At 53.3% G+C, this 23,088-nt stretch carries 21 protein-coding genes; 5 read left to right on the top strand and 16 right to left on the bottom strand.

What is annotated here, in order from left to right; translation table 11 throughout:
• The first annotated feature begins 5 nt into the window (after positions 1-5).
• From mch to Q31b_RS26440, 3 genes are read left to right on the top strand one after another with little or no spacing between them, the layout of a single operon-like run.
• The gene (mch, locus tag Q31b_RS26450; protein WP_231617875.1) at positions 6-992 is read left to right on the top strand and encodes a methenyltetrahydromethanopterin cyclohydrolase; all 987 of its coding nucleotides are present in this window, start codon (positions 6-8) and stop codon (positions 990-992) included.
• Positions 993-1,949, top strand: coding sequence for an ATP-grasp domain-containing protein (locus Q31b_RS26445; RefSeq protein ID WP_146602680.1), 957 nt, complete (start codon positions 993-995; stop codon positions 1,947-1,949).
• Positions 1,946-3,694: a fatty acid CoA ligase family protein gene (locus Q31b_RS26440; RefSeq protein ID WP_146602679.1), complete on the top strand. Its 1,749-nt coding sequence runs from the start codon at positions 1,946-1,948 to the stop codon at positions 3,692-3,694. Before Q31b_RS26445 ends, Q31b_RS26440 begins: the two co-directional genes overlap by 4 nt.
• 17 nt (positions 3,695-3,711) lie before the next feature.
• On the opposite strand, the gene Q31b_RS26435 is transcribed toward Q31b_RS26440, so the two are convergent.
• Positions 3,712-5,970 (bottom strand): serine/threonine protein kinase, encoded by a 2,259-nt coding sequence (locus tag Q31b_RS26435; protein ID WP_146602678.1) that lies wholly within the window; start codon positions 5,968-5,970, stop codon positions 3,712-3,714.
• A gap of 252 nt (positions 5,971-6,222) precedes the next feature.
• Here Q31b_RS26435 and Q31b_RS26430 point away from each other — a divergent pair, with 252 nt between their 5' ends.
• Positions 6,223-6,693: a hypothetical protein gene (locus Q31b_RS26430; RefSeq protein WP_146602677.1), complete on the top strand. Its 471-nt coding sequence runs from the start codon at positions 6,223-6,225 to the stop codon at positions 6,691-6,693.
• Here Q31b_RS26430 and Q31b_RS26425 read toward each other — a convergent pair.
• From Q31b_RS26425 to Q31b_RS26370, 12 genes are all read right to left on the bottom strand, one after another.
• Positions 6,690-7,631 carry a lactate/malate dehydrogenase family protein gene (locus tag Q31b_RS26425; RefSeq protein ID WP_146602676.1) on the bottom strand — a complete coding sequence of 314 codons (942 nt, stop codon included), beginning with the start codon at positions 7,629-7,631 and terminating at the stop codon, positions 6,690-6,692. The genes Q31b_RS26430 and Q31b_RS26425 overlap by 4 nt on opposite strands.
• 47 nt (positions 7,632-7,678) lie before the next feature.
• Positions 7,679-8,548: a class II aldolase/adducin family protein gene (locus Q31b_RS26420; RefSeq protein ID WP_146602675.1), complete on the bottom strand. Its 870-nt coding sequence runs from the start codon at positions 8,546-8,548 to the stop codon at positions 7,679-7,681.
• 58 nt (positions 8,549-8,606) lie between these two features.
• Positions 8,607-8,888: a EutN/CcmL family microcompartment protein gene (locus tag Q31b_RS26415; protein WP_146602674.1), complete on the bottom strand. Its 282-nt coding sequence runs from the start codon at positions 8,886-8,888 to the stop codon at positions 8,607-8,609.
• A gap of 41 nt (positions 8,889-8,929) precedes the next feature.
• Positions 8,930-9,586: a hypothetical protein gene (locus Q31b_RS26410; RefSeq protein ID WP_146602673.1), complete on the bottom strand. Its 657-nt coding sequence runs from the start codon at positions 9,584-9,586 to the stop codon at positions 8,930-8,932.
• The gene (locus Q31b_RS26405; RefSeq protein WP_146602672.1) at positions 9,586-9,843 is read right to left on the bottom strand and encodes a EutN/CcmL family microcompartment protein; all 258 of its coding nucleotides are present in this window, start codon (positions 9,841-9,843) and stop codon (positions 9,586-9,588) included. Before Q31b_RS26405 ends, Q31b_RS26410 begins: the two co-directional genes overlap by 1 nt.
• A 3-nt stretch (positions 9,844-9,846) precedes the next feature.
• A complete protein-coding gene (locus Q31b_RS26400; protein ID WP_146602671.1) occupies positions 9,847-11,355 on the bottom strand; it encodes an aldehyde dehydrogenase family protein in 1,509 nt (502 codons plus the stop codon).
• A 2-nt stretch (positions 11,356-11,357) separates the two neighbouring features.
• Positions 11,358-11,669, bottom strand: coding sequence for a EutN/CcmL family microcompartment protein (locus tag Q31b_RS26395; RefSeq protein ID WP_146602670.1), 312 nt, complete (start codon positions 11,667-11,669; stop codon positions 11,358-11,360).
• Between the two features lie 37 nt (positions 11,670-11,706).
• A complete protein-coding gene (locus tag Q31b_RS26390) occupies positions 11,707-12,891 on the bottom strand; it encodes an acetate/propionate family kinase (protein WP_146602669.1) in 1,185 nt (394 codons plus the stop codon).
• 65 nt (positions 12,892-12,956) lie between these two features.
• The gene (locus Q31b_RS26385; RefSeq protein WP_449289936.1) at positions 12,957-13,298 is read right to left on the bottom strand and encodes a BMC domain-containing protein; all 342 of its coding nucleotides are present in this window, start codon (positions 13,296-13,298) and stop codon (positions 12,957-12,959) included.
• A 26-nt stretch (positions 13,299-13,324) separates the two neighbouring features.
• A complete protein-coding gene (locus Q31b_RS26380) occupies positions 13,325-13,630 on the bottom strand; it encodes a BMC domain-containing protein (protein ID WP_146602668.1) in 306 nt (101 codons plus the stop codon).
• 66 nt (positions 13,631-13,696) lie between these two features.
• Positions 13,697-14,443, bottom strand: a complete 747-nt coding sequence (pduL, locus tag Q31b_RS26375; protein WP_146602667.1) for a phosphate propanoyltransferase — start codon at positions 14,441-14,443, stop codon at positions 13,697-13,699.
• Between the two features lie 15 nt (positions 14,444-14,458).
• Entirely contained in the window at positions 14,459-15,283 is an 825-nt protein-coding gene (locus tag Q31b_RS26370) for a DeoR/GlpR family DNA-binding transcription regulator (protein ID WP_146602720.1), read from the bottom strand.
• A 438-nt stretch (positions 15,284-15,721) separates the two neighbouring features.
• Here Q31b_RS26370 and Q31b_RS26365 point away from each other — a divergent pair, with 438 nt between their 5' ends.
• On the top strand, positions 15,722-18,388 hold the full coding sequence (locus Q31b_RS26365) for a M1 family aminopeptidase (protein WP_197172426.1): 2,667 nt from the start codon (positions 15,722-15,724) through the stop codon (positions 18,386-18,388).
• Positions 18,389-18,555: 167 nt separating this feature from the next.
• On the opposite strand, the gene ribD is transcribed toward Q31b_RS26365, so the two are convergent.
• From ribD to Q31b_RS26350, 3 genes are all read right to left on the bottom strand, one after another.
• Entirely contained in the window at positions 18,556-19,704 is a 1,149-nt protein-coding gene (gene ribD / locus Q31b_RS26360; RefSeq protein WP_231617874.1) for a bifunctional diaminohydroxyphosphoribosylaminopyrimidine deaminase/5-amino-6-(5-phosphoribosylamino)uracil reductase RibD, read from the bottom strand.
• Between the two features lie 7 nt (positions 19,705-19,711).
• A complete protein-coding gene (locus Q31b_RS26355; protein WP_146602665.1) occupies positions 19,712-21,901 on the bottom strand; it encodes a tetratricopeptide repeat protein in 2,190 nt (729 codons plus the stop codon).
• Between the two features lie 271 nt (positions 21,902-22,172).
• Positions 22,173-22,841, bottom strand: a complete 669-nt coding sequence (locus tag Q31b_RS26350; RefSeq protein WP_146602664.1) for a glycine zipper domain-containing protein — start codon at positions 22,839-22,841, stop codon at positions 22,173-22,175.
• Positions 22,842-23,088: the final 247 nt, after the last annotated feature.

Raw genomic sequence — 23,088 nt, 5'->3', positions numbered from 1 at the left:
TAGTTATGTTAGTTCCAAACTCAGTCAACGAGCGTATGTGCTCGCTTTTCGACCAATTGATCGATCAAAACGGCGTGGCGGCAGGTCACGATGCGTCGTTGAGGGCATCGTTGAGGGCATCGGTCATCGAAGGAGCCAAAATCCTCGATGCTGGTGTTCACCACCGTGGATCGCTTGCTGGTGGGATCGCTCTGGCCCGACTTTGCCTTGCCGACCTAGCGGACGTCGCGATCGTGCCCTGTGATCGGGCGACGCATGTTGTTTCGAACAGTGTTTTTGTCCGTACGGATCGACCGGTCGAGGCCTGCCTAGCGAGCCAGTACGCAGGTTGGCCCGTTTCAACGGACGACTTCTTTGCAATGGGTAGCGGACCGATGCGTTTGGTCCGGGGGAAGGAAGAGATGTTACACGATCTCGGATTGGCCGAAACAGCGTCCGTGGTCGTCGGTGTGTTGGAGGCTGAAAAATTGCCGACGGTTTCGGCGATTCGTTCGATTGCCGAGCAGTGTCGCGTTGCGGCGGATCAAATTCGGATTGCGATCGCCCCGAGCACCTCGATCGCCGGGACGATCCAAGTGGTTGCTCGTTCGATTGAAACCGCCATGCACAAACTTTATTCGCTGGGGTTTGATGTAACGCGCGTCGTCTCGGCGACGGGAAACGCGCCAATCGCTCCTGTTGCTAAAACCGGCGATACGGTTCGAGGCATCGGGCGTACCAACGACGCGATTCTTTATGGAGGGGAAGTGACGTTGTGGGTTGACTGCGACGACGAGGCGGTTGAGGCGATTGCCGAGAAGGTTCCGAGCCCCAGTTCCGCTGACCATGGGCGTCCCTTTGCGGCCATCTTTGAGGGTTATGATTTTGACTTCTATAAAGTGGATCCGCTTCTTTTTAGCCCTGCATTGGTGACGTTCTCTAATTTGCGTACGGGGCGAACTTGGACTTCGGGGAAAATAGAGACGGATATTTTGCGAAAATCGTTTCTATGAATGAGCATTCTCATGGTCGATGATCGACGACGCATTCTCGTTCTCGGAGCGGGTGACGGCTGGCATTCGAACCAATTGAAAGCGGCTGTAGCTATGGATCGTCGGTACGAACTGACCTTTTGCCAATACGAGTCGCTGTTTGCCAGCGTCGGACGATCGGCGCGCATGAGTTTAGGTTGCAATTCTTACTCACCGTCAGCATTGCCGCTTGATTCATTCGATGCTGTCTTGGCGAGAACGATGCCAGCTGGTTCACTCGAAAAGATAACACTACGGCTATCGGTTCTACACGCTTTGGCCGCTGTGTCGGTTCCTGTGATCAATTCACCTCGCGGTCTTGAATTGGCGATCGACAAGTTTAGTACACTCGCCTATGCGGAAAGGCTCGGTTACGATACTCCGGAAACGCTGGTCGTGCAGTCTCGTGCGGAAGCGATGACATGCTTTGACCATCTCGGTGGCGATTGTGTCGTGAAGCCAATCTTTGGTGGTGAGGGACGCGGCGTGATGCGTATCCGAGATCGCGAATTAGCGTGGACGGTTTTTTCGTCACTCGATCAAATGGACGCGGTATTTTACATTCAAGCTTTCGTCCCGCCGGGCGGCCATGACACGCGACTGCTTGTCATCGGCGATCATGTGATTGCCGCTAGCCGCGAAAACAAAGACGATTTTCGTACCAATCATGCTCACGGAGCAAAGACGCGGTTGGTCGAGCCCACACGCGAGCAAACGGAGATGGCGAAGCGATTAACCACCTCGATGGGGTTGACGATCGCCGCCGTCGACATGATTGATTCGCTGGATGGCTCGCCTAAGGTGTTGGAAGTCAACGCAGTGCCAGGTTGGAAGGGAATTCAGCAAGTATGTGAAACGAACATTGCTGCAGGGATCATTCAAACAATTTCTGAACAAATGAATGTCGCCAAGAACGAACGGAAGGTATCGGAGCCATGAGTAAGCATTCATGCGATCACGAAGAACCGCAGTCCCAAGAAGGTATCCCCAAGGATCTAAACATTGCGGCTCGCTTGAAGGTCATACGAAATTTGACGCCGACCGCCCTGGCGATTGCTGAACCTGATGGGCCGGTTCGTGGTGATTCTCTTCGGCATTACCGATTGACGACGTTTGAGCAACTTGACCGGCGTAGCGACGAAATCGCCAAAGGGCTGCTCCGCTGGGGGGTGAAGCCAGGGATGCGGCTGGCGATGCTCGTCCCGTTCGGTGCCCCGTTCATTGAGATTGTTTTCTCCTTATTGAAAGCGGGAGTCGTTGCGGTTCTGATCGATCCAGGCATTGGGCGAAAACATTTGGTGAACTGTTTACGCGAATCGAAGGTCGACGGATTCGTGGGGATTCCCAAAGCTCAGCTCATTCGCAGCCTTATGCGAAAACGTTTCGCCAGTGCGAAGTTTAATGTCACGGTTGCCGAGCGCAACGTTGCTTCGCGGGTGATGTCCTCAGGACGCATTCTCTGGGGCGGGAAATCGCTTGACCAGATTGCCGAATTGGGGCGCAGTACCGACGAGGATGTCTTGCCGAAAGTCGGGCTTGATACTCCAGCTTCGATCATTTTTACCACGGGTAGTACGGGGCCACCGAAGGGCGTGTTGTACACGCATGGAACGTTTCATGCCCAAGTGGACCGCATCCGCCTCCGCTACGACATTCACCGCGGTTCGCGCGACTTGGCTTGTTTCCCTCTGTTTGGCTTATTCGATGCGGTGATGGGGGTCACGACGATTATTCCCGATATGGATCCGACCCGGCCTGCTGAGGTGAACCCCCAGCGTTTGATCGAAGCAGCCAATCAATGGGACGTCGATCAGGCTTTCGGGTCGCCTGCGCTTTGGAATACGGTCGTTCGTTGGTGTGAACAGCAGGGAGTCGAGCGCCCCTTTCCAACGCTGCGGCGAGTCCTGTCCGCTGGTGCACCGGTTCCGGCAGCAACGCTTGAAAAACTGCGTACGCTCGTCGCGCCCGACGCAATGATTGTGACCCCTTATGGAGCAACCGAGGCGCTTCCCATCGCATCGATCGAATCGCGAGAAGTGATTGCAGAAACCGGGCCGGCGGCAGCCAAGGGAAAAGGGGTTTGTGTTGGTTCTCGGTTCGAGGGGGTAGAGTGGCGAGTGGTGAAGATCGATGATGGCCCCGTTGCTGAGATCGGAGAAACCAGCGAACTGCCCATTGGGAAAATCGGCGAGCTCATGGTGGCCGGTCCGATGGTGACGACCGAATATGTCGTCCGCTCCGATCAGAACGCAATGCACAAGGTTCGTGATGGCGACCGTGTTTGGCATCGCATGGGAGATGTCGGCTATTTGGATTCAAAAGATCGTTTCTGGTTTTGCGGTCGCAAAGCCCATCGCGTTGTATCAGGGGAACGGACGCTATTCACCGTTCCTTGCGAAGCGGTTTTTAACGCTCATTCTAAAGTCTACCGAAGCGCCCTCGTCGGGAAGGGGGATCTTCCCGACCAGACGCCGGTGGTGCTGGTCGAAACCTACCCACAGTATCAGCCCAAGAGCGAAAAAGAGTCGCGTGTGTTGATGGAGGAATTGATCGATTTAGGGAAACGCAACCCTCTGACACGTCGGATCGAGACGATCATTATTCGTGATAAACCGTTGCCGGTTGACATTCGCCATAACAGCAAGATTTTTCGAGAACGATTGGGCGAAGAACTCAACAAGTAGCACGCCAGCCTGCTTGGTTACTTGACGGCGATGGTTTCGGTATTTCCGGTGCTTTCCGGAATCGCGTCGTGTTCCGATGAGTGCATCGAAAGGTCCGATTCGCTGATTCGACGGACAACGAACCAAAGGCTTATGGTGACGGCCAACAATGACAGCACGGCTAGGGCTCCTTCAGAAAACAGGTCACGCCGCATTTTTCCCACCGGGGCCATCACCTTTGCCAAGCGGTATTGAACCATGACCAACAAATCGGTCTCGATACTTTGATCGGCTGTAAATGGTTCTTCGCTCGGTTCACTTTGGCTGTCATAAACGTTTCGCGGTAATTCAACCGGTTGCATCGCGACGATCCATTCTCCATCGTACAGAGCTCCGTCGGGGGATGTTGCCACCGGATCATTGTAATTGACATCCCCTCCGCGCAGGATCTCGTTGACCAAGTCGCCATCAATTTGGAATTTCTCATCCGCCAGCGTCTCACCCGCTTCTCGTCGTGTATCCATTAAGGGATGTTGTAGGACCGTCCCGCGCCGAGCGCCCGTTCTCGCTTCGACCAACACGGCAACTTGGTTCGCTCCCTCTTCACTTTGTAAAAGCTGGAAATCGCCAAGGTTGATGGTAGCCACCAAGACCGCGTCCGGTTCATCGCGTTGTTCGGTAAAGTAGATCGGAGTGCTGACGGCGACCTTCCACAACCCTGTCGCCGTACTTTGGAAAGCTGACGATAGATGCGTGCGACGAAGGGGGCGAATCGAGTCGATTTGAATCGATTCATCAAGATCATCGCTGCCGCCATGAAAGTAGGTTCGGAATGCAAAGTTACGTCCAGCACTGTTTTGATCTCGTTCCACTGGTTTGTCATACGCGATGGCGATCATCGTGCCGGTGCTGTCGGTAACAAACATCGTGGCGAAACGCGGACGTCGGCCCGCCGCATCGGTGGCGCTAAAGTGAAGGAGCCGCTCAATCAACTGTTGACGTAGTTCCAAGCGAACGGGGGAATCAAGCAATTGCTCTCTGGCGGATTCCTTCTCCGCGGCACTGGCATCGGCCGAGGCAATGATTTCCCTCAGCGGAACAATGCTCGGATCTTCGATCGTTTGTTGCAGGAGCATTCGGAAACTTTTCGAACGAGCCTCACGTTGAGCAGCATCGAAGTATCGCTCCAGTTCACTTTCGAGTGTCCGTGCCGCAAATTTCGCCGCCAGCTGATTGCTGCTCGATGCTTCGGTACGCAGTGCCGATTGAGTGCTCTCGGTTGCATGTTCAATACTTCGCACGGCGAATAAACAGGTTGCCAGAAGGACAAGTAGTGGACCGACGATGCCAAGTAGCATGAGTGGACGCTTGGCAAGCGTTCGATCCCGTGCGTCCAAGTCTTGTAGGATTTGCTGGACGTTCTCGTAGCGGTCCGCCGGGTCGACTTCTAAACATCGGTTGACGATACGACCTAAAGATCGATCGACACCTTTGATTTTTGAATGAGCGGTCGGAATCTCGCTCGATTGGATGGCCGTCCGATAATGCTGTAACCGCACGGGCAGCGAATCGGCGGTGTCGATTTGTTCTAGCAGAGAGGCATTGCGATAGGGTGGCTCACCGGTAAGCAAGCGAAACAATATTGCACCGGCCGCGTAGACGTCCCAGCGGGCATCGGGGGTCGATGTCAAATCGGCTTGCTCGGGTGCCATGTAAAACAGAGTTCCGAGAGCTGGTGTTTGGTCATGCGACATTCGGCTTTGACCGAAATCAGCCAATCGAGGCTCGTTCTCTTCGCCGAGCAAGATGTTGGCAGGTTTTAAATCGCAATGCAAAACCCCTTTCCCATGACAATGATTCAATCCGATCAAAATCTCGCGAAACATTGCAACGGATTCGGTGACGCTTAGACGCCCTACCCGTTGCAAACGGTCTTCGAGTGACCCGCCTTGAATCAATTCCATGACATAATAGGGCGGTGTGGCATCCCAACCAACTTCAAGCACTTGCACGACATGCCGATCAGCGGACAATTGAACAAGATTCTTGACTTCGCGGCTCAATAGCGACCAGTTGACTCCGCCGCGATGCAAATAAAATTTAACGGCAACGCCCCGACCCGTATTTAGATTTTGGCCAACCCAGACTTGCCCAAACGCCCCAGCGCCAAGAAACCGCTGTAGACGATATCCAGGAACCTTCGCAGGAGGCGTCGTCGATTCGAGAGAGAGCTTCTTACTCGTCGATTGAGCACCTTGCGTTTGGAATTCTGTTTGTTGATTGGCTTGGTCGCTCACCCGTTCCTCGCAAACGTTTGTTTTATCGCATCGGAATCCATTATGGTATTATTTGACCGTATTGTAGCGAAGAAACAATCCATGGACCCCCGTTCGGCGAAACATCGTCGCGGTTGGCTCCCCGAAAGAACGTTGGGGGTGCGAATATTCGCGGAGCGAAAGGCGACGAACATTGTATCGAGGATTCGGTAACAATGACCACTTTCGGACCTGCACCGCTGATGCTGTCAACAAACCGCAGAGAGACCAAGCATGTTAAAACGACTATTGCAGTTCATTATGCTGCTGGTCGCGTCTTGGACGGTCATGACGTTGACGCATGAAGTGGGTCACTTGATTGGCGGAAAGCTTGGCGGTGCGGCGCTTCGCGAATTTGATTTGGCACCTTGGCGGTTGCCCTATTCGCTCCATTCGCCGGATCCCCATCCGCAGCTAACGCTGTGGGCAGGCCCGCTGCTGGGTGTCATCCTGCCACTCACGGTTGCCGCTGTCGTTCGCCATTGGACCGTTTGGTTCATCGCCGATTTTTGCCTTTTGGCGAACGGTGTGTACCTCGCGCTCGCCTGGTGGATGGGCGACCGATTTCTCGACACACCTCGCATGCTTGATGCGAATGTTCATCCCGTCTGGATCGCAACGTACTGCGTTCTCACCATCGGTATCGGTTACGCTTGGTTTCGTCGCGATTGCAAAAACATGTTTGCTGACGTTGAAGTGAATTAAAGGCTTCCCACCCGAGGCATCACTGCGCTGAGCGTACTTCTTAACGCCGTACCGCTGGCCCGAATGCCTTGAATTTCTTTTGGCCATAAATCGAGTTCGATTCGTCGCATCACGCCAGTACGTCCAACGACCGTAGGAACCGACAACGCGACATCGCGGATGCCGTAACATCCGTCTTGTACAGAGCTCACCGGCAGAATACATCTTCGATCGAGCGCAATTGCGTCAATGCAATCTCGAATTGCAATACCGACTGCAAATCCAGCCCCACCTTTCCGTTTGATCACTTCGGCCCCGCTTCCGCGAGTACGAGTGAACACCTTGGAAGCGACACCATGATCCCAGCCAGAGAACTTATCGAGCGGCAGTCCACCGATCGTTGCACTGCTCCAGATAGGCACCATCGATTCACCGTGCTCGCCCAAGATCAGAGCCTTGGTTTGCGTCGGAGGAGCGTTCAATTCTTCCGCGATCAAAGAGCAAAAACGAATCGTATCAAGCTGGGTTCCTAGCCCAATCACCTGATTGATTGGCAAACCGAGTGTCTGTGCCGCGACGTATGTTAAAATGTCGACTGGATTGCTAACGACCAACACGATGGCGGTCGACTTGATGCCTGCGGCCTTCACGTCGCGAAGAATTTGCACAAACAGGTCGGTGTTACGGTTAATCAGGTCCAAACGCGATTCGTCCGGCTTGCGGCGAAGACCTGCGGTGATACAGATAATGTCGCTGTCGGGAATGTGCTCGTAGCTGCCGCCTTGGATCGTTTGGTCCGCGATGCTCGGTCCGCCGTGTTGCAAATCCAACGCTTGCCCAACCGCCAGCTCTTGGTTGACGTCTAGCAAAGCAATTTCTCGAACGAGCCCGCCACATTGTAGCGCGTAAGCAGCACACGAACCAACGAGTCCGCCACCACCGATAATAGAAACTTTCATAGATCAGGATATCTTCAATAAGGAGTCTTTAGTTCATGCCCGCGTTACTATTTCTGCATTTGCCGAAGCACTTCGTCGGTGATCAACTTCACCAACTGCTCTTCGTTGACGCTACCGCTTGCCGAACCGTTGGAACTGCTTGCAGCGGGTGCTGGAGCCGCTGGTGCGGGGGCGGGGAACGCGCGACGATCGACATCCGAATCAGCCCATGAGTTTCGGAAAATATCGTTCGCACAAATGTCGCAATTCTTGTACTCGGGCGTATTGCGTGGATCCTTGTATCCCCACTTGTCCTTGAGATCCAAGAGCTCTTGTGCCTTCTCATTGCCCAAGTAGGAAACGTTGCCTAGCTGCTTCGCCAACATCAACATGCGGCAATAAGCATCGAGAATCTCGGTCCACCAATAAGCTTTTTCAACCGATTCGCCATAGCTAACCGTTCCGTGATTGGCCAAGATCATAACGTTCGTCTTATCAACGAATGGCAAAATGGTATCCGCAAACGCTTGCCCGCCAGGTGTTTCGTATTTCGTGATCGGAACGTCACCAAGGAAAACTTCGACCTCAGGCAAAACGCACTGAGGAATGGGCTCGCGAGCAATCGCGAAGGCGGTCGCATGTGGCGGGTGGCAATGCACGACGCTCTTCACGTCGGCACGCTGCTTGTAGATTTCGATATGGAGCAGCGCTTCGCTACTTCGTGGCTTGCTGCCCGCGAGTTGTTTGCCCGTCATATCGACAAGCGAGATGTCTTCAGGCTTCAAGTAACCTTTGCAGTGTAGCGTCGGCGTACAAAGCAATTCATTTTCGCTAACGCGAACCGTAATGTTCCCATCGTTGGCCGCGGCGAATTGACGGTTGTAGATACGACGACCAATGTCGCACATGTCTTGCTTGATCTTGTGTAGGTTTTGCATAATTCCTATTTCCTGAAGAGTAAAAAGGTTTCGTCGGTTTGTTAGTTCGCCAAATTGATTATTGTAAGTTCACGTTGTCGAGCAGTGCCACGATCGAGGCATCGATCGCTTTCACATCGGGCTTAAACGGCTGAGCCGCTTCGGGGCCCTCCGCCAAGGCGACGAGATCACCTGCCGCACATCCGCAGAGATCCCATGCGACAATACAATCCCCGCCGAGTGGTTCTACGTCGATTCGATCGATCGAATCAACGACCTCCACATATCGCAAGTTCGCTGCACCCAGGGAAGGATGGAAGCGAGCAAGCGTAACGGTGCCGATCGTACGAGCAATCTTCATTGGTGACTTTTTGTTTGTGCAGTTCTGCTACGACTTTCAAACTAGCGTAGCTCAAGTATTTTCTGGGCAGCATTGACCGCTGCGATTAAGTTTAGTTTCTTCATATCTAACACCCACACGTCGGGGGATAATTCGTTCTCAAACCGTTCGACGGAGGCGAAATCCGAAATCATGACGGTTCGTCGATTTTCGCTGCACAGGCGAAAAACATCCACTGCCGGCGTATCGCTACATACGATCACCGCCGACCCCTTTGCATGACGACGCCGCAGTTGCTCCGAGATCAGCACAGCCCGATGCGGATCTTGGCTATCGCTAATATCGTATTCGGTTGAATCCTTCCCAATTGAACCGCCAACAGTACTCGGCTGCGACGACTTGCTACACGATTCACCGCGTGAAATCTCACCGCGTGAAATCGTGATTCCATGCCGCTTCGCTTCATCGATCGCAGCGGGTGTCACGATTGTCTTCGATCCAATTTTGATTTCGGACTTTCGCGATCGAGCCCATTGTTCAATCGTTTCGAGCGAGACCAATTTTCCGCTGAACGTTTCGGGTGACGGAGCGGGTTTTGCTGCCAGAGCCGCCTTCTGCACCTCCACTTTCGACACGACCTGGCGAACGATCGCCTTGAGCCATACGGCGTCAATCGAATCGATGGCGATCATCTTGGTGGTGTCGTGAATGGATTTCATCAGTTATCAATAATTCCGACAACGCTCCAGCGAGCCGGTGTGTTTTCGTGTTTCGTTAATTCTCGGGCGAACGAGCCATCGCTCGTTGCGATCACGCGGTCCCCTTTTCGGCATCCAACGCCATCAATCGCGAGTAGCGGAGGACCATCCGGGGCGTCATCGACTCCGGTCGGTTGCAGCACCACAAGCCGACGCCCTTCTAAGCTTTGGTGTTTGATTGTGGCGCGAGCCGACCCGAGAACGATTGCTGGTTGCATCTTCTAAACCACTCGCAATTCGTCGACCATGGTGCAGCGACGTTCACGAGTAAAGGTGGTTGGCGACGTGACTCCTTCACCTGTCGGCCCCGCGATGGAAAAGGAGACATATCCCTCCCCGCCAAGCCCAAGCCCCGCCATGCAGGGGCCATTCTTGACATACAAAGTCGTGTCCAATTCTCGACCCATCTTGGTCATATTGCGAACGTTGCGAGAATGGATAATTGCGGTGTGTCGGAAACCGTGCTCGGCTTCCTTGGCCATCGCGATCGCTGTATCGACACACTTCGCTCGAACGAATGGAACGAAAGGCATCATTTGTTCGACGCCAACGAACGGGTGCTCGAAGTTGGTTTCACCAAAGATTAACTCGCAGTCGTCGGGAACGCTCACGCCTGCCGCAGCGGCAATCACCTTGGCATCTTTTCCGATAAATTCTTTCGCAGCGACATCATGATTGTCATCACCCGCTTGGGTGATTGCTTTGCTGGTTAATGCCGCGATTTGTTCGCTGTTGAGCTGGACCGCCCCGGCTCGTTTCATCGCTTTCATCATGTCATCGAAAACACTTTCGACCACAAACACCTCTTTCTCGGCGATGCAAAGCAGGTTGTTGTCGTAGGCAGCACCTTGAATGATACAACGAGCGGCGTTATCCAAATCAGCGGTCTCATCAACGACCACCGGTGGGTTGCCGGGGCCCGCGACGACGGCGCGTTTGCCACTATTGAGTGCCGCTCGACCAACTGCCGGGCCGCCTGTCACGCAGATCAGCGCGACGTCTCGGTTGGAGAAGAGTTTGCCCGCACTTTCGAGTGTCGGTTCCGCAATCACGCACATCAGGTTATCGATACCGACCTCTTCAAGAATCGCCTTGTTGTAGCGTCGAACCCCCTCCGCAGCGACCTTCTTTCCCGAAGGGTGTGGATTACAAACAACAGCGTTGCCGCCCGCGATCATGCTAACCGAGTTACCGGTCAAGGTTGGCAAACTATGTGTCGAGGGGGTAATCGCAGCAATGACGCCGAACGGAGCACGTTCGATAACCGCTAGTCCGTGATCGCCACTGAAACAAAGTGACTCTAAAAACTCGACACCAGGAGAAAGTTCGCCAAGCGTTTTTAGCTTCTCGATCTTGTGGAGGGGGCGACCAATCTTGGTTTCCGCCATCTCCATCAAGCCAAGCTCTTCGCAGTCCGCGATCGCGATGCGGCGAATAATCGAAATAATCTTCTTTCGATCCGCAATTGGACGCTCGCGTAATTGCTCGTACGCTTTGCGTGCCGCGGCGACGGCGGAATCGGCATCGTAGAAGATCCCGTATTTGCCCTCGTCGCTATTGCCACCACCACCATTCAGGGCGGCTCCGTTCAGGGCGGCTCCATTCGGGGCGGCTCCGTTGGAAAGAGGGCAACCACAACTTGGGTCGACCCCGGCAGTCGTCGGCGGTGGGCCCACTTCTGCTAAGACTTGAGCGACGACGCTGCGGATTATAGATTCATCGAATTGCATGATTAATTATTTCGGTTGTAGACGCTGGTTTTGTCGATATGAACATTGTCGACGATGCCAATAATGACCGCGTCGATTGGTAAAGTCTTGGTCTCAGGAGTGAGCCGAGCACTACTGCCTTGGGTGATTAGCACAAATTCGCCTTCTCCCGCCCCGATCGTGTCGACCGCAACAAATGTTCGTCCTGTCGTTTCAAGCGATTGACGCTTTTCACTCTCAAGCCGATAGGGCTCGACAATGAGAAGCTTGTGGCCAGTCATCGTTTGCACCTTTTGAGTGCTGACGACCGATCCGGTAACTCGAGCGATAAACATGGGTTGAAAACTTGTTCGGAGGAACGATTACGAAACGCTAATTCTGTTGGAGGACAGCGACGGTTTGGCGAGCAACGACAATTTCTTCATTCGTTGGGATCACCCATAATTGTGTGCCACTGTTCGTGGCATGGAAACATGCTTCACCACGAAGGTTTGCATTGGCTTCGGTATCGACGACAATGCCAAACTCCTCCAAGTTCGCACAGACGGCGGACCGGATCTCGTCATCATTCTCGCCAATGCCTGCTGTGAAGACGATGGCATCGACGCCACCAAGTGCGACCATCATGCCGCCGAGATGTCTTCGAATTTCTTCGACAAACACATCGAGTGCCATTTTGCAATTCTCGTCGCCTTGCGCGGCTGCTTCACGCAGATCGCGAATATCGCCACTGCGTCCGCTCAGTCCGAGCAGTCCACCTTGGCTAGCCAAATAGGCCAACGTTTCATCGAGCGTCATTCCGGTTTGCTCAATAATCAGTGGCAGAGCGAATGGATCGAAGTCACCAACACGGTTGTTTTGAGGCAATCCGGTTTGTGGCGTCATCCCCATCGTCGTCATCACACTTTGACCATCCTTGATGGCTGTCAAAGAACTGCTACCGCCGAGATGACAGGAAATCACTCGCGCATCGCTTCGTCCTAGCAGTTCCGCGCTTCGCGTGGCGATAAAACGGTGGCTGGCACCATGGAATCCCCATTTGCGAATATGTAACTCATCCGCCAACTTCCGCGGTATTGCGTATTCCTTCCGGGCGGTTGGAATGGTTTGGTGAAAGTTGGTTTCAAAAGCAGCGACGAGTGGCAAATCAAAACGAGCTCGCATCGCCTTCATCGCAGCGATGTAAGGAGGGTTATGCGCCGGCGCGGCTGCATTCATTTCCGCCATCGCATCAAGCACATCGTCGTCAATTCGAAACACACCTGACAATCGTCCGCCGTGTACCGCTTTAAAGCCGATTGCTGCTACCTCGGAAGCCTCTTTGATCGCCCCATGCTCGGGGTCGGTCAATTGGGCCAAGCATGCTTCGACGGCGACCCCATGATCGGGAATTGCCATCGTTCGCTCGTCGGACCAATCGCCGATCGTCGCCGTACATTTACTTTTTTGTTCCCCAATTCGATCGACCGCACCGCGAGCGAGGCAGCGTTCATCAGCCATATCGTATAAACGATACTTGAACGAAGTGGAACCCAAATTTGCTACGAGAACAAGCACGTCTGAAAACGCCCTTTGTGGGAGTGGTGAAACATGAGTCGTCGGTTGTACCGTCGACTTAGGCTCTAGCCCAAAAAAGCACCCGTGAGACCCTCCGAAGGGCGTGCGATGATATGGCTTCCGACCAATTCACCGACTTGAGCGGCTGCATTGGCACCCGCCTCGACTGCCGCACGAACGCTACCGACATCTCCGCTAACAATCGTTGTCACGAAAGCACCGCCGATATCGACTCGCTTGACGATTTGAACGTTCGCAGCCTTTGCCATCGCATCGGTTGCTTCGATCAGAGCCAACAATCCTTTGGTTTCAATCAAACCAATTGCATCGTTCATATTAAGATTCTCTTCAAGTAAAAATTGATTTTTGTTATCGCGAATAAAGTTCACTTGGATGAGTGAACCCATGTTAGTGTCCTAAGCGTCAGGCGTCCTTACGCTTTCGCTTTTGTTGGAGCGCCCATCGTCTTGAGGACCTTGCTCAAGTCATCGTGAGGTCGTGGGATCACCTGGACCGTGACGACTTCGCCAATGCGTCCTGCTGCTGCTGCACCCGCGTCGGTAGCTGCTTTGACCGCTGCAACATCGCCCGTCACGAAGGCACTTACCAAACCGCTGCCGACCTTATCCCAACCGAGGAATTGGACGTTCGCAGCCTTCATCATTGCGTCGCTTGCTTCGACGAGAGCGATGAAGCCCTTCGTTTCAATCATACCGAGCGCTTCACTTACTTTTGCCATAGGAGCTTTGCCTTAGGGAAAGAGGAAAAAGGAGAGTTTCAAAAGAGGTTAAACTGAGTACTAAGATCAGTGATCTTTACAATTGCATTCGTTTTTGCGAAGAATAATCTCGCTGGCGGCTTCCAAGTTGCATGCGTTGCCTTCGTCCGTATCGATGTGGACTTCCAACTTCGCTTTCTCATCCGCGCGAACCAATACGTCTTCAAAAACGACGTTGCATTCCTTGCTTCGAACGACCAATTGCATCTTGTCGCTATTCTTGACGCCATAATAATCAGCGTCGGCGAAATTCATGTGGACGTGACGCGCTGCGCGAATCACGCCTTGGTCGAGTTGCACCGTGCCCTTGGGGCCGACGAGGACACATCCTGGTGACCCGTGAATGTGGCCACTGTGACGTATCGGTGCGTCGATACCGAGTGAGATTGAGTCGGTGAGCGCCAATTCGACTTGACTGAAATCACGAGTCGGACCAAGTACCCGGACGTTTGGCAACATTCGACGACGGGGACCCACCACCATCACCGTTTGCTTGGCTGCATAAAAACCGTCTTGATAAAGGGCTTTGTCTGGTTCGAGCGTGCTGCCGGCACCGAACAAAACTTCGACGTGCTCGTCGGTCAAATGGACGTGACGTGCCGAAATACTGACTCGCAAGTTCGGCTTGCCGTCCACCCAGCCGGGCGGCGAAAAGGCCGACATCGCATTGCTTTGGCCTGCCGCTGCCGATGCGCTAGCCGCGCTTTTTAAGGATCCCCGAATCGCTTCTCGTACAAGCGTTTCAATTCGGACGCGATCAATGGTTTGTGTCATTGTTTTTCTGTGCTCTTATTCTGCTTGATCGGGATGAAGATGGGATTTGTGACTCGCTTCGTCCGAGCTCGAAACCTTAGCCATCGAAGCTAAGACTAATCCAACTCCTGCGGTCTCAAAACGTTTTTTCCAACAGTTTTCGATTTCTGAGTCAGTAATGACGGCTCGCACATCGCCTAGCCCGCAAATCCGACTCAAACTTACCTTGCCAAACTTACTACTATCGGTCACCACAAAAACCTGATCGGCGGCGGCGATCATCGCTTTTTCACTTTCGACCAACATCAAGTCGCTGTTGAAAAAACCGCGTTCGGTGATTCCCGCAACCGACAAAAATACCTTCGTAACATTGAGCGAATGAAGCATCGTGTCGGCGATCGGACCAATCGCCACCGCCGTCCGCCCACGTATGCTGCCGCCAATCATGATCAAATCAATCGACTCACTCGAACTCAATAAATGTGCAACGGGCAAACTATTGGTCACTACCTGCAACGGTCGCTTGACCAAGTGACGAGCCAATTCGTAGGTCGTGCTGCCACCGTCGAGCAAAATCGTGTCGTAGTCTTCAACCAATTCGGCTGCGATCCGCCCAATCGAGCTTTTCGCTTTCCACATCGTGTCGCGGCGGTTGCCGAAGACACGCATCGTTGATGGGTCGCCCGTCCAAAAAACACCACCATGCGTGCGCCGAGCAGCACCCATTTGTTCCAACTGCTCAAGATCCCGACGAATCGTTGACTCGCTGACACCTAGGGCATCGGCCAATTCGCCAAGTGCGGCAAATCCGCGTGCCTGGACTAGGCTGCGAAGCTTTTCGCGTCGTGATTTGGTTTTCACCATTGTTGATTTCAACCCTTAAACAACGCTTATTTCACTTGCCTAATCCTCTCAAGTTTCGATAATGATAGTTTTCTATCATTTATGAAAGAAATCAATCACCAAACTTCTAATTTCGGAAAGAATCTCCCAAATAGTTTTGAATGGGGGAGATTTGCCGCTTGTCGTTCGTTACTTGCTGTCATCTGCTGCATGGAGTTGGATGGATACGTAGACTGGGTAACAAGGTGTCAGTGGTGATTGAGACGCGGCTGGATGTCGAGATGCCGTCGTTGTCCATAAGTTGTGGGGGAAAAGACTCCCGTTGGCCGTGCCAGCCGGAAATGCCGAATGACAACGGTCCAGGGACAAACTAAAGTGTGGAGGCGGGTGTTTTGCGGGTTGGTTTGTTTCCACGAACTTGACTTGAGTCTTTTGCTGTCCCTAAGGATCTTATTGATGAGTCGTCTCCAAAGTGGTCTTTTGTTTTTGCTGTTTTTACTCAGTGCTGGATCGCCAGGGCATGCGGAGGAGATCATTTGTCGGTATTGCAATCGTGACGATTCGCCATTCGGGGCGACACATTCTCATTCAGGACGATTTCAATACGCTCCGGTTCGGCAAGTCGATGTGCAGCACATCAAGCTAGATGTGACCCCTAACTTCGAAGCCAAGACGGTCTCAGGAACCGTTTCGATCACGGCAATCCCGATCTCTCAACCGGTCGAAGTGTTGCGGCTCGATGCCGTCGATATTCACGTTCAAGAGGTTCGCTTGGCAGAGGGCGAGGTCGCCGATTTTTTATCGATGCGAGATCGCTTGGAAATTGCCTTTGCGGAACCCTTGCCGGTCGGCAAAGAATTTCGAGTCGAGATTGAGTATTCGGCTCAGCCGACACAGGGGTTGTATTTCCGCACGGCGGACATGGGGTACCCCGAGGCGGACACTCACATTTGGACGCAAGGCGAGACGCACGAAGCACGTCATTGGTTCCCCTGTTTCGACTATCCTAACGAACGATCCTCGACCGAGATCATTTGCCATGTGCCCAGTGAGATGACGGTGCTCAGTAATGGGAGGCGGATGGGGGAGACGACGGATGATTCTGGCTTGAAGGCGGTGCGATGGCTACAAAAAAAGCCGCACGCAAATTACTTGATTTGTTTGGTTGCAGGAAAATTCGAGAAGCTCGAAAAACGCCATCGTGATCTCGAATTGGGATTCTACACCCAACCGACGTTGATAGAGCACGCTGCGAACTCGTTTCTCGATACGCCGGACATCATGGCATTCTTTGAAAGCGACATTGGGATGCCTTTTCCCTGGGCGAAGTATGACCAAGTGACGATTGCCGATTTTGTCGCTGGTGGGATGGAGAACACGTCGATAACAACATTGACGGACCAAACGGTGTTTTCAAGTGAGACCGAGAATATCCGATCGACTCGGAGTTTGGATGCGCACGAGTTGGCGCATCAATGGTTTGGCGACTATGTCACTTGCAAAGATTGGAGCCATTTGTGGCTTAACGAAGGTTTTGCGACCTACTATGCGACTCTTTACGAAGGACACAAATTTGGCCGCGATGCATTGTTGTATCGCATGTATCTCGATGCTTCCCAAAAAGTCTTGGTTCAAGCCAAAGATATGCGGCCTATCGTCTACAACGAGTACAAAAACCCTGGTGAGCAGTTCGATTTTCGAGCTTATCCCAAGGGGAGCTGGGTGTTGCACATGTTACGCAGCCAGCTCGGCGACGATTTGTATCGCGAGTGTATTTTGGCTTACCTAAAAAAGCATGCACTGTCTAATGTGGTGACGGATGATTTGCGGCAAGTGATTGAAGAGCATACCGGGCGACCGATGGATCGTTTTTTCGACCAATGGGTTTACCATCCGCGGCATCCTGATTTGAAGATTACTTACCAGTGGCTGCCCAAATCAAAAATGGCCAAAGTCACGATTCGACAAACACAAACGATCAGCGATGATGTTCTGCTCTATGAGTTCCCAACCCAGTTGCGATTTGTTGTCGGCAATCAAGTGATCGACCGTGACATTACCGTAAAGGATGTGGAAGAAGATTTTTACGTGCCGCTTGAAAGTCAACCATCGATCGTCCGATTTGATCCTGCCTATTCCGTATTGGCGAGCGTTGACTTTGACAAGTCAAACGATTTGCTGGCTGCCCAAATTGCAAATGAAGAAGACATGATTGGGCGTTTGATCGCCTGTGAAGCTCTCGGCAGCCGGAAGACGGATGCATCGGTTCAGCTGTTGAAAACACGACTTAACGAGGATCCGTTTTTCGGCGTTCGTATTGCTGCTGCAAAGGCACTTGCCAGGCATCACTCGGACAAGGCAATCCGAGTTTTAAACGAATCCTTTCGTGGCCAGACCGATGCCAGAGTTCGGCTTGCTGTCGCCGAAGCGATGTTCAAGCGTTTTCAAATGGACGATTTGAGATCGATTTTGTCGGTGGTCGATCATGAAAAGAACCCGGCGATTCGTGCGGTCGCCATCAAGGCGATGGGCAAGTACTATGGCGAGCCGGCACGATCAAAGTTGATTGAATTATTGGATTCGGAATCGTTTCGGGACGAATTAGCGGCTGCTTCGATAGAAGCGATTCGGAAACAAAACGACCCCAGTTTTGCTCCAGCGCTTTTGCAGATGCTTGACCGTCGTGCGTCCAAGATGAGTTCCCGAAATTTGGCCAAGGCGATCGAAACCGTTGGGGAAATCGCCAAGGACAGCGATCAGCAATCGATCGCATTCGAATGGATCGTTTCGACGCTGGATCATCCCAAAACCAAGATTCAAACAGCTGCCATCGCGGCACTTGGTGATTTAGGCGACCGTCGATCGAAGTCGATTATCGCTGCCTATCTCGATTCGAATGATGAGCGAATGAAACGGGCTGCCGAACAGGCAATGAATAAGTTGAATGAGCAAGCGGCGACCGTCCCCCAAGAAGTGATCGAGTTGAGGAAATCTCTACAGGACCTGCAGAAGGAAACGAAAGAGATGAAGAAGGATTTCGAAGCGTTTCAAAAACGCTATTCCGCTTCGAATTCCGGTTCAAATGATTCTTCAGAACCCGTCGCAGCGGATTCGGAGGGATGAGGCCGGGGGCGAATGGAATTGGGAGTATACGTGCTGCGTCCACTACCCTAAAACGAGACCTTGACGCACCACGAGCGTGGATGACTCGACTAGCAAGTCTGCTGATGGGAAGCGCCGCGCAGAGCGACGACGAAGGTCGCATGCTCTCGCTCGGTGAGCGGTTTCGTTCATTGGGACCTTTTGTCGGTGGGGGCTTCCTGGCGGCTCTTCCGATAAACAAGCTTGACATCTTGATCCATACGGTCAAGGCTAATCAGCTGGACGGCTGCGGCTTCGTCGAGCGTGGGAAAGCCAGTTCCACCAATCGGTCCTGGAGCGGTTCGGCCCCCAAACACCTTCGCACCGATATAGACGTGGTACTCGTCGACTTCGCCTGAGTTGACGAAACTGCTGATCAATTCGCCGCCCCCTTCGAGCATCACGTTGGTCATGCCGAGCGAACCGAGGTATTCCATTGCTTCGGATACCATTTGCAAACGATCAGAAGAATGACAGCGATAGACGGTCGCACCGAGGGTTTCGAGCTGCTCGAGTCTCGCGTTTTCAATCGCCATGGAAACAATCAACAACAGCGGGATTTGCTTTGCGGATTGGACGAGTTTCGATTCGATCGGCGGCAACCGTTGTGTACAAAAGACGATTCGCGTGGCAGTCCTTTGGGCTTTTGTATTGTTGGTCGCCAAGCGTGCGGTTAAAAGCGGATCATCGGCAATGACGGTTTGCATACCAACGACGATTGCATCGCATCGGGCGCGAAGACGATGAACATCGGCTCGCGATGTTTCTCCTGTGATCCATTGGCTCTGCCCAAGTGTTGTGGCAATTCGCCCATCAACGGTCATCGCCCATTTGGCAATACACCATGGTTTTTTTGCGGTAACCCGCTTGAGATAGGCCGCATTGAGTTCACGTGCCTGATCTTCCAAGATGCCCGTCGCTGTTTCGATCCCTGCAGCATTGAGTTCGGCCAATCCGCCACCGTTGACTTCGCTGAACGGGTCCGCCATCGCGACGACGACTCGAGCCACACCCGCTTCGATCAACGCTCGGGTGCAAGGAGGTGTTTTTCCAAAGTGGCAACACGGTTCGAGCGTGACATAAGCCGTCGCACCGTTCGGATCGTGGTTAGCACGGCGGCACGACTCGAGCGCGTTCACTTCGGCGTGCGGGCCACCATAGGATTCATGGTAGCCTTGACCGATCACCGCACCGTCGCGAACCAGCAAGCAACCAACCATCGGGTTCGGCTCGACAAAACCAAGGCCTTGTCGGGCAAGGTTTAGCGCTTGCCGCATGTGGGTTTCGTCAGATGTCACGATCAACCTAATCCATTCCTGGAACCCATAGCTTGCTCCCGCCACCGTCGCCAGCGGAATCTTGGGGGGCTGCGGTTGGATTGTCGGGGGTCCATAGCCCGCCGCCGCCTGCCGCTGCAGCTTGTCCAGGCGCTGCGGGGATTGGAGCGCCGCCCGCACCCGCACCCGGAGGCGCTTGTCGCGGAGTCCCGTCCGGCCGGATGAGCCCATAGGAGATTAGCATTTGTTGGAGTTGTGCCATTACCTCAGGATCGCCGCTGTACTTGGTTGTCAATGTAGCGATCGTGTTCTGGAATCCTTGGCCATCGCCTGCTTGCAACCTTAGCCCCACTTCGCTGAGGAGCAGATTGGCGATCGGAAGTCCGTTTGCATCGCCGAATGCCTTGGCCTCATCAAGGACCGCAATCGCTTCGCTGTTGCCGCGAGCAGCGTTGATCAACGTTTGATACGCCAGCATCTTCGCCATCTTCATGTCTTCTGGCAAATCAGCCTCAATAATCCGTTTTGCAAAGCAACGAATTGCTGGCGTTGCCGAAATCTGCTGAGCGCGCTGAAGCAAATACAAGCACGATTCGTCACTCAGGTCACTCGCATCAATTCGGTTCAAATCGGAATTGGCAACCGACTCGATATCGTCATCGCTAAGTTTGAGCATCGGTGGTGGTTGCAGTTTGGCAAGTGCGTAGGCTTCGGGCATGATGTTATCGCCCTTGGACACGATCACGTCATATTGTTGAGCAACGCGGATAACGACGCTCCGCTCAAGCATCTTCGACTCATCATCGGCCGTATCGATTAGCGATGCGTTTCCGAGAATCCCCAATTTCGCTGAAGCGATTTTTTGCGGCATTCGTTGCTGAACCAAGTCATGCTGCATCTTCTCTGCTTCATCGGGCATGGCCTTGAATCGGATCATCGCAATTTGTGGCTGGACCGCCATTAAAAACGGCAAGGGGGCAACCGCCTCTGTCTTGATTTCCGCTGAATCACCAACAATTTCTTGAAGGAAGCTGGTGACGGTTTCGAGATCCGAGCCACTCACTTCCAATACCTCGACGCGAGCCGCACGATCGGTTTGGCGACCAAAGCAGGGAACGATTGCAATCGATTCCGGAATCTCGCTGATCGGCGGCAAACCCTCGAGCGATTCGGGGCGCTCGCGGTCAAGAATTTGGAATCCGGTACGTGGCGCAACGTCCTCTTCGGATTCTCGCATTTGTGTCAACATTTCAGCGGGCAGCGATGTGAAGCGGTTGTGCGCCGTCATCGCAATTTCGATCTCATCGAGTTTTTCAACTTCGACAGTTAGCTTGTAGTTTTCCGTCGCCAAATCTTGGTCTTCAGGATTGACGAGTGAGGAAAGTGCGCGATAGTCGACGCGTTCGGCAAAGTCGAGCGACTCGCATTCGGATAGCTTCTTGCAGAACTTGCTCTGTGCGGCGGTATCGCCACGCCAGATCGCACAGGTTAGTAGTCCTGACAAGATGGCTGGCTCAAACGCATAGCTGCGGCGCAGCGACTCGAGTTTCGATTGGGCTAGTAACACCTTGTTGCTACGCAGTAGGGTTGCCGCTTCGTCGTAGCGTTCGCCCCACTCCGCATCCTTCGGGCGTGCAATTGCTTTGGGGACCGATTTGAGCAACTGGTTGAGGGTGGCGGTGCCGTTGAGCTCTCGAAGTAGCTGCGACGACATTTGACTGCCTTCGTAACCTGTCGCCATCATCGATAGACTTGCGTAGACCCGAGCGGTCAAGAACACACCTTTTTGGGCCAAGAAGAAGGCAACCACCGATGACACATCAAGTACGAAGGCATCGACTTCGCGTCCGCTCTCGGTCAAAGCTTCAAGCATCGAATGGGTTGCCGCTTTGACGTCGCCGGTAAATACCTCGGCAGCAGATCGCTGGGTCAACGCCAATGGATTGCTTGGCTGCAGACGGATGAAACGATCTGCGTTATCCGCAAGCGAACGGTATTCGCGAAGATCGAGCAATAGGCGTCCGCGGATCGCCAAAGCCCAGGCCGCGTCGGGGTGCTCTTCGAGAATTTTCGAGAGTCGATCAAGAGCTGGAACAACTTGACCTCCGTCCACCATCTTGAGAACTCGATCAAGCTCGCCGACGGATTCCTTGCACTTGCAGAACTTGATTTTTTTTCCACTACCGCAGGGGCAGTTCGCGTATTGGTCAACGGACATTAGGTAAATTGCTTAGTCGAGGAAGACATGGAGGTGTTAGAGAGGGGCAAATAACAGAGTACGCCCTTCAACGAGAGCCAGAATTTACCATGATTCACCCTCGTCCCTGAACCCCCTGACCCTGGTTCGAGCCTGCCAAAAGAGGCAAAGAGCATGAATTGTCGAAAAATTCGACGTTTCGATACTTTTTCGAGTCTCTTTTCGAGCTGTGTTTTTCCGCTCGGAGCGATTCGGCAAGGCTTTTATGGCTTTTTGGGTTTTGCCCGTCGCTTTAAAACCGGATTTTGATTCGCGAGCGACTGCTGGGACGGTACGGAGGTCGATGGTGGTAATAGGAATGGGGGACGTAAGTCGGCACGACGACACGTTCTTGGATATAAACCGGAGCAGGCTGGATTACCGGTTGTTGGACAATCGGTTGAGCGGCGGGAGCCGACCGTTGGATCCCGGTGGGTGCTTGCTGCATCGCTGTGATCACGGTTTCTCGGACCCCAGCCTGATGGAGTGCGATAATATCTGCAACGGACAACGTTTGCTGGACCCCGCGTTGATTGATTTGATTGACAATGACCGAATCACTCAAACCACTTCGGCTCATGTTGGCAACGTCGGCGACGGAAACGGCACTTTGAGTAGCCACGGCGGCGGATTGCTGAGCTTGTTTGTAGTATTGTTGTTCGCGATAGGCACGCTCTTTATCGTTTGCGTTACCAAGAAGACCGCCCGTGACGGCCCCGACAACACCGCCAATCGCCGCTCCAGCACCTGCTTCTCCATTGTGGTCACCGATCAGACCACCCGCGACCGCGCCAGCCAATCCGCCGAGTGTGGCTCCTCGCTGCTGTCCGGTTTGAGCATGACTCGACGGTGTCGCCGTAACGGCACAAACCGCGATGACAAGGCACCGAAACGCATTGTTGGGTAGATTGTTCGCAAACATCTTCTATTCCATCCTTGGAAGTACGTTTTGACCGTTTTCGATCGTAATCGACGATAAGCTCGTTCTCAGGCTCACGCCTGGGAACCGACTGCAGATGAGGCTCACGCCTCGCTTGCGATGCCTCGGCAGGCATCAGCCTGGGCCATTCATTGATTTTCCAGGCAGCCGCCTAGCAATTGGTCGCCTAGCAAATGGGCGGTCGCGTCCTCTGAGACCATTTTCCGTGTTAGACGGGACGAAAAGGAGT

Origin of the sequence: Novipirellula aureliae (assembly GCF_007860185.1) — a bacterium.
GTDB lineage: Bacteria > Planctomycetota > Planctomycetia > Pirellulales > Pirellulaceae > Novipirellula_A > Novipirellula_A aureliae.
Note: the sequence above shows the minus strand (reverse complement) of the source record. Positions and strands in the feature narration are given on the sequence as shown.